The sequence below is a fragment of the Croceitalea marina genome (assembly GCF_042684265.1).
Classification (GTDB): Bacteria; Bacteroidota; Bacteroidia; order Flavobacteriales; family Flavobacteriaceae; genus Croceitalea; species Croceitalea marina.
The window spans coordinates 105,786-122,784 of sequence record NZ_JBHULB010000005.1; the positions used below are offsets into that span (position 1 = coordinate 105,786).

Sequence of the window (16,999 nt, forward strand, 5' to 3'; positions counted from 1 at the left end):
TGACGATAGATTAGACATTATCTAAAATTATCATGATTGTCTGTTCCAAATCTTAACGTGAACCAAACAATACGAGGACCCCGAATTCGTTATTTCTAAAAGGGAATACTCTTCTTAATCAAATAAAACTGCTTTGAGGCTCAAAAAACACTGGAAACGGATACTATTAGCAGTCGTCATAGTTCCTGTACTTTGCATTGGCATTGTTTTGCTGTATGTGCAAAACAACCAAGCCGAAATTATAAAAGGAGAAATTGCACTACTCAATCAAGAGCATAAAGGCTTGATTACCATTGGTAATAGTAACTTGTCGTTATTTGGTAACTTTCCTGATCTCTCCATAAAAGTTTATGATGTTCAAATATTTGAGACCAAGGCGGACAATGCGCCCTTACTAATGGATGTTAAAGACATTTATGTAGGTTTTAATCTTTGGGATATCGCCAGTGGAAACTACGACATTCACTCTTTACGTATTGAAGACGGTATTTTTAATATTGTTATTCATGAAGATAATACTTCTAACATTCAAAATTCGTTGGCGACTACCACTGAAGATGGAACGGCCAGCACTAATATTCATTTAAATAAGATTCGTTTAAAAGATCTGGATATTCACACCCTTGATGAGGCGACCAATACCGATGTGGAGAAGTTTATTTACAATGGCAAAGGTGGTTTTCGTATTAGTGATACCATTATTGCTGGTCATATTGATACCGAATTAGAACTCAATGTCATAAAAGATGGTGACACTACTTTTATTCGTAAAAAACATTTTGAAATACACACGGATCTGGTCTTTAATGAAGCTACGGGTATACTAGACATAGCACCCTCAGGAATTGCTATGGAGAACGGTGACTTTGAACTTGAGGGTTCCATCGATACCAAGAATGATGTGGACCTTGACTTGGCCATAAAAGGTACCAAACCTAATTTTGATATGCTTATTGCTTTTGCCCCATCGGATGTGATCCCGTTTTTAGAGAAATACAAGAATGCTGGTGAGATTTATTTTAATGCTACCATCAAAGGGGCTGCAAACAAAGGCAACAGACCGGCTATTAATGCTGAATTTGGTGCTGGAAAGGCCTTTTTAGAGAATACTACCAGTGCAAAAAAAATAGACAATATGGGTTTCAGCGGCCATTTTAGCAATGGTGCAAACAGAGCAGCCAACACGATGGAATTCTCGCTGAACAATATGACGGCTTCCTTGGAAAAAGGAGAGTTTAAAGGCTCATTATTTGTAAAGAATTTTGACGTCCCGGAAGTTGATATGCAAGTTGATGCTGATGTTAACCTTGATTTTATTGCAGACTTTTTTGAACTGGAACAAGTACAGAACGTCTCTGGGAATATTAAGCTACAAATGAATTTTCATGATATCATTGATATCGATAATCCTAAAATGGCCTTGCAACAGCTCAACCAGGCCTACTACGCATCGTTAAAAGTAGAGCAGCTGCATTTAGAAGCAGAAAATCTTTTGGTTCCCATAGACAGTCTAAATGTAAATCTGCTGATGAAAGGCAAGGCAGCTACTCTCAAACAATTTGATTTGTTAATGGGTGATTCAGATATTACGATCAATGGGTTCCTTTCAGACTTGCCTTCCATTGTGCATCATACGAACACCCCCGTAGAAGCACATTTAGAGATGAGATCCAACTACCTGGATATTGCAGAACTAACAGGGTTTTCAGCGCGAGACACTGTGCAAACCGTGATCGATGAACAGGTAAAGAACCTGAGTTTAGGACTTTCTTTTGTGGGTTCTGCCAAAGACTTTACCGAATCTGAATATTTACCAAAAGGAGAATTTTTTATCGATAGCCTTTACGCAGAGTTAAAACACTATCCGCATCGTTTGCATGATTTTCATGCCGATGTATTGTTAAATGAAAAAGATTTGAACATTGTAGACTTTACCGGCTTTATTGATGATAGTGATTTTCATTTCGATGGCTCAATCCATGATTATGCGTTTTGGATGCAGCCAGAACGAAACGGTGCCGTTGCCCTGGATTTTAATCTTGTTTCAGAAAAATTACGCCTAGAAGATATTTTTTCGTACAAGGGTGAAAACTACGTGCCTGAAGAATACCGACATGAAATTTTTGAAGATTTAGGCCTGCATTTTACCACTAAAATGGAGTATGCCGATTCTTCGTTGAGTTCTATTGCCGTTGTTCTTGACAAACTTGACACCAAGATGAAATTACATCCGCAGCGTTTTCATGATTTTAAAGGCAACATTGGTTACGCCGATGACCATATTGTAATTACTGATTTTCATGGCGAAATTGGGTCGACCAATTTTAATTTGGACTTGAATTATTATTTAGGCGAGGACCAATCGGTAAAAAAGCGTGATAATTACCTAGCGATAAGCGCAAATTATGTCGATTTTGATGCACTTTTTAATTTTGATATAAGTTCGCCGTCAGCAACAAAATCAAAAGAAACCACTACAGAAGATGTTGCCGTACATGCTGAGGCTTTCAATATTTATGAATTGCCATTTACCGACATGCGCTTTAAAGCGGATATTACCAATTTTAGGTATCATAAGATTGACTTACGGAATATCAACGCAGACTTAAGAACAACCCCTGATCATTATATTTATGTAGATACCCTTAGCATGAATGCTGCGGGCGGAAACATTCGTTTAAACGGATACTTTAATGGCAGTGATCCCAAACACATTTATATGCAACCGAACCTGGTAATGACCGATGTGGATTTGGAAAAATTACTTTTCAAGTTTGAAAATTTTGGGCAAGACCATTTGGTTTCTGAAAATTTACAAGGAAAGCTTAGCTCTAATATTAGTGGTAAAATTAGGGTGTACCCCGATTTGGTTCCCGATTTGGATCAGTCTTCTATTGAAATGGACGTAAAAGTGTTGAACGGAAAACTAAAGAATTATGACCCTATGTTGGCGCTGTCAGATTACATGGGCGATAAAAACCTACGTAATATTCGATTTGACACCCTACAAAACACTTTGGCTATTGATAAAGGTAAAATTAATATTCCCTCGATGACGATTGAATCTACTATTGGTCATATGGAATTATCAGGAACGCATGACAGCAACCAAAATATTGATTATTACTTACGCATACCTTGGAAAACAGTAAGACAGGCCACATGGCAAAAACTCTTCGGGAGCAAAAAGGATACGGTTATCGAGCAAAATCAAGTAGACCAAATTGTTGAAGTTGACCCTAATAGAAAAACCAAATTTCTAAATCTAAAGATTCAAGGCACTATAGATGACTATAAGGTTTCATTGGGCAAGAAAAAGAAAGATAAGAACTGATTTTTAAAGCTTATAGCCTTATTCGGGCAATCTGTTTTTTATAGTGGCAATTTGCCCCATATGATTGGCCGAATGTTCCATCACATGGTACCATATATAGTGGTTGTTGAGCCCTTCTTCTAAATCTGAAGCAAACCAACTGTCATCTTTAGTTTTAAGTTTTTCTAGCGTTTTTTCTCGGACTTCATCCCATAAATCCAAATAGTGCTGAATAGGCTTGCCCTTGAGCCTAATTTTTATTTCTTTATTAAGTTCGCCTGCCATACCAAATCTTGCCAGCTCATCTTCCGTCCATTCCCTACCTTCCAAAGTTGCTGTTTGGTAATATGATTCCGTAGACACCAAATGCATAATCAATGATCCTATGCTATTGGCATCGTCATCATACAAGAAATCAATTTGTGATTGATCAAGGTCTTTGACCTGTTCCGTAATTCTATCTTTTAAATCTTCCAACATGTATATCATTAGTCCAATCTCTGGTGAATAGCCTTCGACTGATTTCATCACTCCCTGAGCATTCAATAGTAGTGTCGGCAGTAATAGTAATATAGATGTAATTTTTATTTTGAGCGATTTCATAGTTGAATTTTATACTGAGCATCTACACTAAAAGTACTATTTATTGTTATTTGTTATGCTTAAATAGTTATACTAGAAATAGGTTTCATCGGTAGTTTTAAATTACTTTTTCTAAAGAGATAGGCACTACTCGATAACATAGGCTTTGCCTCCAATAAATAGCATATCGGTATCCATAATATTGTCACCTTCGGCCCCAATGGCGAACGAAAGGCGTGCTTTTCGGCCATCATTATAGTCAAATTGAATTAGATTTCCTTCAATACGATATTTTCCGGAATTTTTATCATTTTTCCACACATTTGACCCATAGGCCGTGATTCCACCATTTTCAGTATGTGTAAAATGCTCACTATCTAAAAAAGTCAATTGCGAGTTGAACAGGGCGTATACACCATTACCAAAATCACCCCCTGAAATCTTTTCGTAGGTGCCTTTTAAACGTACGGAGCTATCAAAAGCAAAGGCACGAAACCAATTTCCTGAATCTAGATCATATTCGTTAGACTTCCCCTCATTATCGGTCAAGGTAAAGATATCACCACTTCTTTGATAAGTTCCCCATAGGTCTTTTTGGTCTTGTTTTGATTGCGAAAAGTTCAAGTCTGTCAAGGGCTCGTCTGCTATTTCATAATATGAGCCATCTTTAAAAAGTACAATCGGCTCGAAGGTGATTGCCGCTGGATATCCACCAGTGGCCCTAAAATACCAGCCTTCAACTTTTTGGTATTTTGTTGTCATGTTTTGTGCAATGGAACTATTCAGCCCGAAAAAGCATAACAAAAGAATTGAAATAGTTTTCATAGTAGTTATTAATGTTCTAAAATGGCAGTTATAACGCGTCGTACACCTTCTTCTAGTCGTATTCGAGGACAAGCAAGATTTAATCGTATATGGCCTTCAGCATTAGCCACAAACATATCACCACCTTCTAATAAGACCCCTGCATTACGAGCGAAGAAGAGCGTTAAATTTTCATCGCCAGTAAAATAGGCGCTAACATTTACCCATGCCAGGTAAGTAGCCTCGGGTATTATAAATTTTGCCTGTGGCAAATGAGTATCCAATTCTGTTTTGAGATACTTGAAATTAGCATCTAAATATTCTGTCAATTCAGCCAACCAAGCATGCCCTTCTGAATATGCTGCTTGCGCTGCTACGATACTTAAAGGGTTTTCTACAGGCAAGTAGTTTTCACTATAGGTCTTTCGCAATGTATCGTTCGGAATGATGATATTGGCAAACATATTACCTGCCAGGTTAAATGTTTTACTGGGGGCCATACAAGTAATGATTTGATTCGAATCTGGGAAAAGACTTGCCATAGGAGTAAAATTCATACCCTTACGAAGCAAATCACAATGAATTTCATCGGATATGATGGTTAAATCATGCTCTAAACATACTTCACCTAACTCTTGCAATTCTTCTTTTGACCATACCCTCCCTGTTGGATTATGAGGGTTACAGAATATCCCTAAAACACATTTTTCATCAGCTGCTTTCTTTCGAATATCATCCATATCCATCCGATATTCGCCGTTTACTTCAATCAAATCAGAGCAAACCAATTCTACCCCATTAAAATCTACGGCATGCTTGAAAAACGCGTATGATGGGGTAATAATCAAGACTTTTTCATCGCGTTTGCAGATATGACCGGTTAAATCGTACAAAGCGGGAATCACTCCTTTGGCATTGACCAAATGCTTTGGATCAAACTTCCATCCATAACGATCCACACACCATTTTTGAAAAACCAGCGCATATTTAGGGTCTGCAACCCTTGAATAGCCTAATAATGGATGCTCTAAGCGTTTTTTCATGGAGGCAATGATTTCCGGAGCTATGGCAAATTCCATATCGGCGACCCACATAGGTATAAAATCCGCTTCGTCATATTTACCGCTAAGATTTTCATCGGGATCAAAAAGATAGCCACGATATCCGGTTAGGGACATCGCATTCGTGCCTTTTCTATTAATGATTTGATCGAATTGGTAGTTGTTGGTCGACATCTATTTTTGAAAGTTTAGATTGTGAATAGGTAATTTACCAACTACGAATTTAAAGTACTTCGGATAAGCCGCAAGAATTTTATGGGCTAAATTTTGGTCTCGCTTAATTTACGGCCTGGTCGTGTTAGCGACGAGCTCGTTTTTCGGCTTTATCGGTTTCAACAAGCTTATCGTTTTCCCAAATTCCGCTTGTAAGTAGATTTCCATCTTTAGCGAAGAACTCCCCTTCCCCATTGCGTTTATCGTCTTGCCAATACCCGACATATTTCTCGCCATTAGGCCAATAATAGGTACCATAACCACTCCTTTTGGCATTTATGTAACTGCCAATGTAATATTCCCCATCGGGCCAATAAAAAGTGCCTTCTCCGTGTCGTTGGTTGTCTTTCCACTCACCTTCATAGCGACTACCGGTATCTAACAAAGCGATACCATAACCATTGGCCATATTGTTGCGAACTTGACCTACATAATGCATTTGGTTGCCCTTTTTACTTTTAAAAGTGAGGTACTCGCCAAAAGATTTCTCTTTTAATTGTTTTCTGAGACGATTTAGCTGGATTTTCGCTTTTTCATGTGCGAAGCTCAAAGAGTCATAACGCTCGATCTCTAAAGGACTGACTACTTTATTTTGTGGTAAAGAGTCGTTCTTGACCGTATCTTTATGTTTGGTTTTTCTTTCCTCGACATAGCCTCTCATTTTTTTCGCCAATGCGATACGCAGTTGAAGACCCTTATCTTCGCTTCCTAATTCATGCGCAATTTTTTCATATTCACTAAGTGCACTATTATAATCTTCTTTTAGCAAAAGCGAGTCTTTTGAAAATAGATTTTCATAAACACTTACCGTTTTGGATAGTGTTTCTTTATTGGAACCAAATTGATTCACTGAATTTTGTAGCGCATTTACCCTAAAAAACAGACCAATGGTAATTAAAAGTGATGCGGCCAGCAACAAGTAAGGAATTAAAACTCTTTTTTTCATTTTAAACGGTTCTATTACTAGGTACGTTAAAGCCTAATCGTTTAGATGTATTGATGGCAATTTATTTTTTACCTTTCTGAAGTCAGGTGAGAAATACACATGGCAGCGTATGGTCCAATTTTGTTTGAACTCGCCAGCATTCTCTAGCGTTTGCCCTTGAGAATACATTGCCCCAGCTGCTATGGTCAACCGTGGTGTTAAAATATATCCTAGGGTGGTTGTTAAACGTAAGTCTTCCATAACACTGCCCACAACAGCCTTTCCACTTTGCATGATCAACTCGGTTTCAGGGGAGACATAAAGTGTTTTAGGAGCAAGTTCATCATTGTTCAATGGAATTTTAGCCCTAAACATATAGCGCCACCTATTACGGAATATATATTCGCTGTTTTCTTCGAACCCTTGTGTCCATCTATGCTCTATTCGTATACGATGGTAGACCATGGCACTATACACGGGCATCGCAAATTGATATTGGTGCCAAATTCGAAATTCGGGTACTACGTTTCGGTCCGTAGAATTTTCATCGGTATTGAAATTAATCCGCATGACACCACCCAATGCCGCATTGATTTTTTTATTGTAAATATACCCCAAGGCATGGCGATTGTAAATCTGACCTACTTGGCCAATGAAAGGTGTAGCATCGGTTTCTTCAAATCTAAAATGTGTTTGTGCCACCCAAAACAAACGCTTTGAAATTCTAATGTTACCATAAGTGTTAAGCCATACCCTGGTTTTTGGGTCTTTGAACTTTGATTCAGTAGGAAGGAATTCTCCATCGATATCTTGGGCTATTGCCAGATTACAGGCTATTACGCCTAACAGAAATGCGGTGAATATGGAACTAAAAGTGTTTCTCATAGACTAGTGCTCTTCTGTTAGGGATTGAAGCCCAAATAAAGACAAGACTTTAGACGGGTCTGTTTCTTTTCTCAGCTTGCGTTCTAATTTCGAGGTGTTCTCTACCCTGAGTTCCAGCATGCGTTGATAGGTTTCTTTCATTGAGTTATTCAATGTTTTCACCTTTTGGCAATCGAATTCCGTTTGTGCCTGCGTCAAGAAATAGGGAATCAAAACTTTTTTGTAAGCGGATGTTATTCTCTTTTTCACCTCCTCATCCATAAGGTTTGCCATAAATGGATTCCAAATACGGTCTTTGTACTTTTCTTTGATAAGTTGTTCTTGCTCTGGAAGATTTGTAATGTTTATAGCCAACACATTTAATTCATCAAAGCATGATGAGAGTTCTCTAGCCTTTGCAAGTTTTGCTTCCGTTTCTTTCATTGAAGCATATGAACTTAAGGCATTATCAGCATGTTTTTTCAAAGTATCGAGTGCTCTTTTATATGACAACGACATATTAGTACTGGCTACAGAGTCGATAAGGCTATGCAACTCTTGTTGTTTAACGATCAATTGTTCTTCAATGCCAATGAGTTCTTGCTGTCGCCTATCCTTGGTAAGCCGTTTGTCCAACGTTCGTTTTATGGCATTAAGACTTTTAGCGGCATAATTGCTTATCTGAACCAAGCTTGCCAAATTATTACCTGAAAAATTGAATTGCTCTTTGTCGTCTAAACTAAATGAACGCTTTTTATTTAGGCTATCTAAGTTGATAATGGCCTCAATAGTCGTTGAAGGTTTTCCTGCAGGCCATAGTTTTTGAATGACTTGCGGCATTGGTGCAAATTCAAGAACACCTTGATGGTGATAATGTAATATTCTTCCAAGAGGTCTTAGAAATTCCTTTTCAATTTTTTTGGTTATTTCATAATGAAATGCGGCATTTTCATCGGATAATCTTAAAATATTGAGCTGTGTATCCTTTAAAAATAAAGCGCTTATTTCATCTGCTTTGGTATAATTCTCTAGTACCGATTTTAGTTGTTCGCTTTCCTGGGCCGTCAGTTGAAAATAAGGTACTTTAACTTTGAATTCTGGAAGGAAGGCAGACTCTCCTAGTGCTGAAAGAATCGTATCTATTTTCTTATAATAGCCCGCATTTTGAGCCAATAATTGCTTCATTTTTCCTCCTACTTCATTTTCTTGGTCAGAGCTTGCGAATAGATATGCTTTTAGGGCTTGAATATATTTTTCATCAAGATTTATGATTTTTGTATTGCCTGAATAAGCGCCATAGATCTTTGTGGTTTTACTAGTGCCATCTACTTCTAGCGTGATTTGTTTTAATAAACCATTTGAAAAAGTCCAGTTCTCTGAAGCGCCTAAGCCAAAGGAATCATAAAGTGACCATTCATCATGTGCCAATCCGTTTCTTAAAAAACGACCCGCTAGAACCAAGCTATCGTTCTCTATGCGAAAACTTTTTTGCGGAATTCCTTTATCGAATTCAATACTGCTTTTAAAAAGGGTCTGCGCTATTTTAGAATCTACGATTTGGTTTACGGTGTAGGCCCAAGAACCGTCAGGTTTTCCTCTTAATATAGTACCCGAGGCCTCTTCTTGAACACCACTAATAGCAACTCGATATTGGTAATCTATTACTTGAGATTCATTGTTGGATTGAAACTCGCCGAACTGAAATTTCCAATCTCCATTGGGGTAATTGTTTTGAAAACTACCAGAAAAATCAAATGAATAATCCTGTTTTTGAAGCAGCGCATCAAGATTGGCCTTTTTTAGACTAAAGTTTCCATCTAATAGGGTATCACCATCTATGATTTTATAACTGTAATCGGCATCCCCTTTGTATTTGCCAACTGAAAGTGTTCCCTGATAACGCTTGTTTTCTTGTGCTGTTGCTATATAGCAGAAGAAAACTGAAAATAGAACTCTAAAAATTAACGTTTTAAAACTATAGTTCGTTAGATACACAAATCAACAATGAAAGTTAGTTCATTACTGATACGGTTGAAATACTTATTTAGATGTTTTCGAAAGTATTTATTAATAAAACTGTTTTGAAATAGGCCTGGTCTTAGGCTTTTTTAACTTTCAATACTACAAATGATCAAATCTCTACATGGTTTTATGTGTTCACTTTCATAGCTAAGCGCGGTGCACTAATATTATGAGACCAAAAAGAACTCTTTATGTTGTTCTTCTAAATTTCTACACTATGAGGTGCCTTGTTTTTGTATTTTTTATGATTTCTATTTTTTATGGCTGTAGCGATTCTAAGCATACTACCGCTGAAACCGAACCACAAAAACTAGTGTATGAACCCACTTGGGAATCTTTAAAAAAGCACAATGCTTCCCCAGAATGGTTGAAAGACGCCAAATTTGGTATTTATTTTCACTGGGGAGTGTACTCCGTTCCAGCCTATGGAAATGAGTGGTATGCGAGGCACATGTATGTTCCTGGGCGCAAAGAATTTGATTATCATAAGGCAAATTACGGTGACCAAAGCGAGTTTGGGTACCATCATTTTATCCCCAAGTTTACCGCTGAAAATTTTAATGCCGAAGAATGGGCCAGAATATTCAAAAATGCCGGAGCACGTTTTGCAGGGCCGGTTGCCCAACACCATGATGGCTTTGCGATGTGGGATAGTGAAGTGAACCCATGGAATTCTGTCGATATGGGACCTAAAAAGGATATAACCGGAGCGCTTTCAAAAGCACTAAAAAAGAACGATTTAAAGTTGATTACAACATTTCACCACGCTAAGAACAACCAAAGAAACAGGGACAATCCTAAGAAATGGGATTCATGGGACAGTCATTTTCCCTACAACCCCAAATGGCACACCAGTTCAGAAGACCCTAAACTTTCTAAACTATATGGGATGATACCTGAAAAGGATTTTGACCAATATTGGTTCGATCAAGTAAAGGAAGTTATCGATCAATACAATCCAGATATGATATGGTTTGATACTTGGTTTAATTCAATAGATACCAAAAAAGTTCAAGAGATGTCTAGCTATTATTATAACCAGGCCAATGATAAAAAACAGGATGTAACTATCGGTTACAAGCAGGCAGATTTACCTAAAGAAGTAGGTATAAAGGATATCGAACAAGGAGGGCGTCGTGAATTGGGTGAAAGACTTTGGATGACCGATATCACCTTGAGCAATAAATCTTGGTGTTATGTGCAAGGCCAGACCTATAAAAGTCCTGATTTGGTTATACGTAACATGATCGATGTATTCAGTAAAAATGGTGTGGTCTTGTTAAATATATCACCAATGGCCAATGGGTCGATACCTGAAGAACAATTGACCGTTCTTAAAGAAATTGGCGCTTGGATGAAAACACATGCAGAGGCTATATATGAAACCCGACCTTACACCCTGTTCGGTTTTGGCCCGGCAATAGCCGAAGACGGACATTTTGGTGGCCAATCGGCAACAGTTTCCTACACCGCTGAAGATGTCAGGTTTACACAATCAAAAGATGGAAAAACAGTATATCTTTTTATGTTAGGTAAGCCAAAACCAGGAGAAGTCGTCAACTTGCCATTATTCTCTAAGCGTAGGTACCTGCCTGGTAGTCCAATCAAGCGAATTACAATTTTAGGTTATGATGATGAAGTAAAATATGATAGCTCGAGCTATAAGGATTTCTTTTTGACAATTCCAGAACATGGTGGCAACGATATCGCAACAGTATTCAAAATTGAATTGGATTAAAATAGGTAATACTGTGTATTGTTTGTAAGTGTTAGGCTTGTAACGTATTGCAGGCCTAATTGATGATTATTTTAATAAAGATTGAATAGAGATGGTTAACCACAAATAATTGATGTTTGTCAACAAAAGTTGCTGGGGTTTAGTGCTTTAAAATATATTTGAAGGTAAATTCTTACAACATAAAAAGCATTCAATGAAACCACCCTCTTTTCTTAAAAGTTTGCCCCTTTTAATTGCTTTTGCAGCTGCATCCATAACTGCCCAAGATATTCCAGAAAAGTTATCTTTTCAACATATACCTAGTGGTATGTCGCAAAGTTCAGCGACAGTCATTTTTGAAGATAGTAATGGTTTTTTATGGCTCGGTACCCCGAACGGTATAAACAGATATAATGGAACTGAATTTCGGGTATTCGAAAAAGCTTATGATGGCAATACAGGGCTTTCCAATGGTTATATTAAAAGTATTTATGAAGATTCAGATAAACTCTTATATATTGGCACAAATAGCGGATTGAATACATACGATAAGTACTTAGATGCTATTAAACCGTATGATTTTATTGGTGATGGAAAACAGATTGCATCAAATATTATTAATACGATTACCAAAATCGGCGACCATCTTTTTCTTGGTACTGCAGAAAACGGCTTATACAGGTATAATATCCAGTCAGGTGAAACAGAGCGATTATCTTTCTCTGAACCTACCAAGGCCCTCCCAAATGATAATTACATTGTTGATGCTTTTGAATTCAAAGATGACAAGATAATCTTGGTGACGCAGGCATCTGTCTATCTTGTGGATAAGGAGTTAAATAAATCCAAGATTTTCAGTGATACAGAATTTTACAAAAGTGCGCTTAAAATCGATGATACCTCACTATTAATTGGTTCAAGAGAAGGCAATTTGCTGAAATTAAACATTGAGAACAATGAAACTTCAGAGGTAAACCATATTAAACTAAGTACTGGCTATGCCGTGTTGGATATGGAGAAAGATGCTAAGGGCAACGTGTGGATTGGAACAGAAAATCAAGGTCTCTTCATTTATTCTTTGAATACGGATAGTATCTCAAACCATAAATCAAACTTCAAAAAACCAAATTCCATTTCAAATAATTCTATATGGTCATTGTGCAAAACAAAAAATGGGGTTATATGGATGGGGCCGTTTAAAAAAGGATTAAGCTTTTATGACCCATCATTTTATAAATTCGACAGCTTTGCTTTAGACCCTTTTGACGCAAATTCATTAAGTAATAACATTGTGAACTGTTTCAGCGAAGATGAAAAAGGTAATATTTGGATCGGCACTGACGGCGGCGGTTTGAACTATTGGAATAGAAAGAACAATCGGTTCACCCATTTTTCTTTGAATGATGGAAAGTTGAACACCAATGTTATTCTTTCCATACTTCCTAACATTGATGGTAAGTTATGGTTAGGCTCTTGGGCCGGTGGAATTACCATTTTTGACCCAAAAGATTTCACTTATGAAAATATGACCAGTAAAAATTCCTTTTTAGCATCGGACAATGTGATGGATCTGTTGCAAGACAGGGAAGGCAATATATGGATTGCGACACTTTTTGGTGGTTTACAGGTTTATAATCAAGCCACAAAAAAACATGAGACGATTAAGTTAAAATCAAATATCGATGGTAAAGAGGTAACATCTGTAGCGAGGTTAATGGAAGATAATGATGGTTCCTTATGGGTAGGTACCCAAACAATGGGCGTTTTTAAGGTAACTAAAAAGAATACAGAATGGGATATAGAGCAATTTCATAGTAAAGATCAAGAAAGAACCTTAAGCAATGATTTTGTAAATACCATTTTACAAGATGATTTTGGGAATATTTGGGTGGGTACCTTGTCTGGGCTTAACAAATACCTTCCTCTAGAAGATAGATTTAAAATAATAAACGAGAAAGATGGCCTAATCACTAATGTAATCAGTGGTATCGTACAGGCTGAGAATAGTCTTTGGTTGAGCACTGATAGCGGAATCATAAAGTATGACCTTGAAAATGAAAACTTTCTTAATTATGATATCTATGATGGCTTGCAAGGAAATGAGTTCAATGGAAATGCTTCTTTCAAAACCTATGACCATAAAATTTTGTTCGGGGGCAACAATGGTTTCAACCTATTCAGCCCAAATCAGGCCAAAAAGAAAAAAGAGAATCTAGATATACTGCTTACCAAGCTTAAGATATTCAACAATACAATTCGGCCCAATGATGGTTCGGGAGTGCTGAAGAAAGATATTGCGATGGTAGATTCTGTTACCCTTAGCCATGAGCATGCGGTTTTTGACCTTAGCTTTAGGGCACTTACATTAAAAGGCGCTGAAAAAGTAAACTACGCATACTTTTTGGAAGGTTTGGAGACGGAATGGAATTATGTAGGAGATAAAAACTCTGCAACATACACCAACCTAAATCCTGGCAGCTACACTTTTCACATAAAATCTACTAATTCTGATGGTCTTTGGGGCGCTACGGAAAAAAAATTGGTAATTACCATCATACCTCCTTTTTGGGAAACTTGGTGGTTCAAAACAGCACTTATAGTTGCTATTGCCTTGTTGGTGTATCTCGTTTATTATATAAGAATACAAAATATTAAAAGAGATAAATTAAAACTAGAACAGCAGGTAGAAGATCGTACCAAAGAAATAAGAAATCAACAAAATAAGCTTAAGCTGGCGGCTGAAGAACTTTCGATAAAAAATGAAGAAATACAGCGATTTGCCTTTGCCGTATCGCATGATTTAAAAAGCCCATTGAACAGTATAGAGGTGATGGCCAACTTTATATCTGAAGATATTGATGAAAATGAACAACCGGAAACCACTCAGTATTTGACCTTTATCAATAAGTCTTGCGCTATCATGAAAAATCTTATAAGTGATATTACCGAAATTGCCAAGCTAGGTAAAATTGAAAATAAAAATGAGGTTTTAGATTCAAGTGAAATCATACAGACGGCAAGTAATATGGCAATAGGTCGCTTTAAACAACAAAAGGCAGAATTGATTATCGGTGAAAACTTACCAAAAATCTATGGTGATAGAAATCGATTGATACAAGTTTTCGAAAACCTAATCGATAATGCGATAAAATATATGGGAGACCAAGAAAAACCTGTAGTGGAGATTACCTCAAAGAATACCCCTCAATTTCATGAGTTTCTTGTTTCCGATAATGGTTCGGGTATGGATGCAAAAGCTCTTGAAAAATTGTTCGGTCCATTTCAACGTTTTCACACAAATACCGAGGGCACAGGTCTCGGATTGTATATGATTAAAAAGATAATCAATTCGCACAATGGGGCTATATGGGCGGAATCTGAAGGGAAGGGAAAGGGAACTACCTTTGTGCTTCAACTTCCTAGAGCAAAAGCTGCTTAAGGAAACTATTAAAAGCCGCTTTTCGGTTACTTGACCAAAGTAACCTTAACCGCATTCATGCCTTTCATACCTTTTTCCAATTCAAAGGTAACTTTGTCATTCTCGGCAATTTCGTCGATTAAACCACTAACATGGCAAAAATACTTTTCTTGATTTTCAGCATCAATAATAAAACCAAATCCCTTTGAAGTATCAAAAAAGGAAACCTTGCCGGTTCTTACCGGGTCAAATTCTTCAACATCTCCTTCTTCTTTTTTAGGAATTCCCAAGACAATATCCTCTGCTTCAATTTCTACCTTCATGGTAGGGTCCGGCGGGGTATCTACAAGATTACCATTAAAATCTACATAAGCTAGAGGAATACCACCTCCATTTTCTTTGGCTTCTGCCCTACGCGCTTCTTTTTTCTTTTGTTTTTCTTCACGCCTTTTTAGACGTTTCTTTTCTTTTTCACTTTTACTATAGGTTTGCTGCGACTTTGCCATTTGTATATTTAGTTCTGTAAAGATATGTTAATTGGGCCCTAAGCTCCAAAACTAAAAAAGCCCATCTTTAAGATAGGCTTTTTATTAGACTTTAAAGTATATGTATTAGATAACTTTTACGTTTACTGCATTTAATCCTTTTTTGCCTTGTTCTAGATCAAACTCAACCTCGTCACCTTCGCGCACTTCGTCAATTAATCCAGATACGTGTACAAAGTGATCTTTGTCTACGCCCTCTTCAGTGATAAAACCAAAACCTTTAGTGTCATTGAAGAATTTTACTGTTCCTTTACTCATTGTAATGTAATTAAATTTATAATACTATTTGATTTGCAAAGATGGTGCCATTAAATTGATTTACAATTAATTAATTCAATAATCTTTATGTTTTTCTTTAAAAACGCTTCTTTTAGGTGCCTATTGAATCTCTGTAAACTACTCTTGCCACCAATTTGAAGCATCATGCTCTTTCGCGCCAAGAATAATATTTTCACCAATTTGTGGCGTAATATGGCTTAGTTGAAGTTCTTCTGCCTTTATTTTAAAACGTCTAACCGGTTCTGTCCAGTCATGCAAAGCTAGTTTAAAAGCACCCCAATGAATCGGCATTACAAGTTTGGCTTTTAAATCTATTCCTGCTTTGGCCGTTTCTTCGGGAAACATGTGAATATCGGCCCACATCTCGTTATACTGTCCGCATTCTATCATGGCAAAGTCAAACGGCCCGTAAAAATTCCCTATTTCCTTAAAATGAGGCGCATACCCGCTATCTCCACTAAAAAAAAGCGATTCCGTTTTTGACTTAATTACCCAAGAGGCCCACAAAGTATTTTGTCTATTATCAAATTTTCTTCCAGAAAAGTGCTGGGCTGGAGTACAGACAAATTGTAAATCCTTAAATACTTCACTCTCCCACCAGTCCAATTCTATAATTCGCTCTTTTTCAATTCCCCAGGCTTCTAAATGAGAGCCAACACCAAGAGGCGTATAGAATATTTCTACTTTATCTTTTAGTTTTTTAATTGAAGGATAGTCTAAATGATCGTAATGGTCGTGTGATATCAAAATCGCATCAATTTTTGGCAATTTCTCAATAGCTATGGGCATTTCGCTATTGAACCGATTAGCACCCAATAAATCAAGTGGTGCAGCAACTTTACCGAACATAGGGTCTATTAGAATGTTCTTTTCATCTATTTGCAATAAAAAAGAAGAATGGCCAAACCAAATTAAACGTGTGTCACTTTTATAGTCGGCGATATTGGTCGAATCTATTTTTTGTACGCCAATGTCTTTTGAAGGACTTCCGTTGGGGACTTTGGTAAAAAAAAATTTACGTGTTAAGCTTAAGGTTTCACTAAAACTTAATTCTTTGGGAACATCTTTTTTATTTACGAACTGACCATTTTTATAATTTTTGGATTTAGCAAATTCAAGTTTTTTTTCTTTTGAGACATCCCCACCAAAGCTGGGATGAAAGCTAACAAAAAGAAAGTAAACCAGAATTAAAACCCCTACAATAGCTAGAATGGTCCAAAGCATACGTTTTAGATATTTTTTAAATCTTTTCAAAG

At 37.0% G+C, this 16,999-nt stretch carries 12 protein-coding genes; 3 read left to right on the forward strand and 9 right to left on the reverse strand.

What is annotated here, in order from left to right:
- Window positions 1-133 precede the first annotated feature (133 nt).
- Window positions 134-3,334, forward strand: coding sequence for an AsmA family protein (locus ACFSQJ_RS01445; protein ID WP_377764976.1), 3,201 nt, complete (start codon window positions 134-136; stop codon window positions 3,332-3,334).
- Between the two features lie 18 nt (window positions 3,335-3,352).
- Here the strand turns inward: ACFSQJ_RS01445 and ACFSQJ_RS01450 are convergent, their stop codons facing one another.
- From ACFSQJ_RS01450 to ACFSQJ_RS01475, 6 genes are all read right to left on the reverse strand, one after another.
- A complete protein-coding gene (locus tag ACFSQJ_RS01450) occupies window positions 3,353-3,916 on the reverse strand; it encodes a mycothiol transferase (protein WP_377764977.1) in 564 nt (187 codons plus the stop codon).
- Window positions 3,917-4,042: 126 nt separating this feature from the next.
- Complete coding sequence (locus ACFSQJ_RS01455; protein WP_377764979.1) at window positions 4,043-4,657, reverse strand: hypothetical protein; 615 nt, start codon at window positions 4,655-4,657, stop codon at window positions 4,043-4,045.
- 71 nt (window positions 4,658-4,728) lie between these two features.
- A complete protein-coding gene (locus tag ACFSQJ_RS01460) occupies window positions 4,729-5,934 on the reverse strand; it encodes a MalY/PatB family protein (RefSeq protein WP_377764980.1) in 1,206 nt (401 codons plus the stop codon).
- A 124-nt stretch (window positions 5,935-6,058) separates the two neighbouring features.
- Window positions 6,059-6,919, reverse strand: coding sequence for an MORN repeat-containing protein (locus ACFSQJ_RS01465; RefSeq protein ID WP_377764982.1), 861 nt, complete (start codon window positions 6,917-6,919; stop codon window positions 6,059-6,061).
- Window positions 6,920-6,952: 33 nt separating this feature from the next.
- Window positions 6,953-7,783, reverse strand: a complete 831-nt coding sequence (locus ACFSQJ_RS01470; protein WP_377764983.1) for a DUF2490 domain-containing protein — start codon at window positions 7,781-7,783, stop codon at window positions 6,953-6,955.
- A 3-nt stretch (window positions 7,784-7,786) separates the two neighbouring features.
- Entirely contained in the window at window positions 7,787-9,757 is a 1,971-nt protein-coding gene (locus ACFSQJ_RS01475) for a hypothetical protein (protein WP_377764985.1), read from the reverse strand.
- Window positions 9,758-10,001: 244 nt separating this feature from the next.
- On the opposite strand from ACFSQJ_RS01475, the gene ACFSQJ_RS01480 reads away from it, so the two are divergent.
- Together ACFSQJ_RS01480 and ACFSQJ_RS01485 are read left to right on the forward strand one after the other, a co-directional pair.
- A complete protein-coding gene (locus ACFSQJ_RS01480; protein ID WP_377764986.1) occupies window positions 10,002-11,522 on the forward strand; it encodes an alpha-L-fucosidase in 1,521 nt (506 codons plus the stop codon).
- A gap of 193 nt (window positions 11,523-11,715) precedes the next feature.
- Window positions 11,716-14,940: a two-component regulator propeller domain-containing protein gene (locus tag ACFSQJ_RS01485; RefSeq protein ID WP_377764987.1), complete on the forward strand. Its 3,225-nt coding sequence runs from the start codon at window positions 11,716-11,718 to the stop codon at window positions 14,938-14,940.
- A gap of 26 nt (window positions 14,941-14,966) precedes the next feature.
- Here the strand turns inward: ACFSQJ_RS01485 and ACFSQJ_RS01490 are convergent, their stop codons facing one another.
- The 3 genes from ACFSQJ_RS01490 to ACFSQJ_RS01500 all read right to left on the reverse strand — a co-directional run bounded on the left by ACFSQJ_RS01490 (window position 14,967) and on the right by ACFSQJ_RS01500 (window position 16,997).
- On the reverse strand, window positions 14,967-15,425 hold the full coding sequence (locus ACFSQJ_RS01490) for a cold-shock protein (RefSeq protein ID WP_377764989.1): 459 nt from the start codon (window positions 15,423-15,425) through the stop codon (window positions 14,967-14,969).
- A 105-nt stretch (window positions 15,426-15,530) separates the two neighbouring features.
- Complete coding sequence (locus ACFSQJ_RS01495; RefSeq protein ID WP_350288465.1) at window positions 15,531-15,722, reverse strand: cold-shock protein; 192 nt, start codon at window positions 15,720-15,722, stop codon at window positions 15,531-15,533.
- Between the two features lie 138 nt (window positions 15,723-15,860).
- The gene (locus ACFSQJ_RS01500; RefSeq protein ID WP_377764990.1) at window positions 15,861-16,997 is read right to left on the reverse strand and encodes an MBL fold metallo-hydrolase; all 1,137 of its coding nucleotides are present in this window, start codon (window positions 16,995-16,997) and stop codon (window positions 15,861-15,863) included.
- Window positions 16,998-16,999: the final 2 nt, after the last annotated feature.

What these genes read in the sequence shown, in the direction of transcription:
- ACFSQJ_RS01450 (WP_377764977.1), bottom strand. Translation starts at nt 3,916, where the DNA reads ATGAAATCGCTCAAAATAAAAATTACATCTATATTACTATTACTGCCG.
- ACFSQJ_RS01455 (WP_377764979.1), bottom strand. Translation starts at nt 4,657, where the DNA reads ATGACAACAAAATACCAAAAAGTTGAAGGCTGGTATTTTAGGGCCACT.
- ACFSQJ_RS01460 (WP_377764980.1), bottom strand. Translation starts at nt 5,934, where the DNA reads ATGTCGACCAACAACTACCAATTCGATCAAATCATTAATAGAAAAGGC.
- ACFSQJ_RS01465 (WP_377764982.1), bottom strand. Translation starts at nt 6,919, where the DNA reads ATGAAAAAAAGAGTTTTAATTCCTTACTTGTTGCTGGCCGCATCACTT.
- ACFSQJ_RS01470 (WP_377764983.1), bottom strand. Translation starts at nt 7,783, where the DNA reads ATGAGAAACACTTTTAGTTCCATATTCACCGCATTTCTGTTAGGCGTA.
- ACFSQJ_RS01480 (WP_377764986.1), top strand. Translation starts at nt 10,002, where the DNA reads ATGAGGTGCCTTGTTTTTGTATTTTTTATGATTTCTATTTTTTATGGC.
- ACFSQJ_RS01485 (WP_377764987.1), top strand. Translation starts at nt 11,716, where the DNA reads ATGAAACCACCCTCTTTTCTTAAAAGTTTGCCCCTTTTAATTGCTTTT.
- ACFSQJ_RS01490 (WP_377764989.1), bottom strand. Translation starts at nt 15,425, where the DNA reads ATGGCAAAGTCGCAGCAAACCTATAGTAAAAGTGAAAAAGAAAAGAAA.
- ACFSQJ_RS01495 (WP_350288465.1), bottom strand. Translation starts at nt 15,722, where the DNA reads ATGAGTAAAGGAACAGTAAAATTCTTCAATGACACTAAAGGTTTTGGT.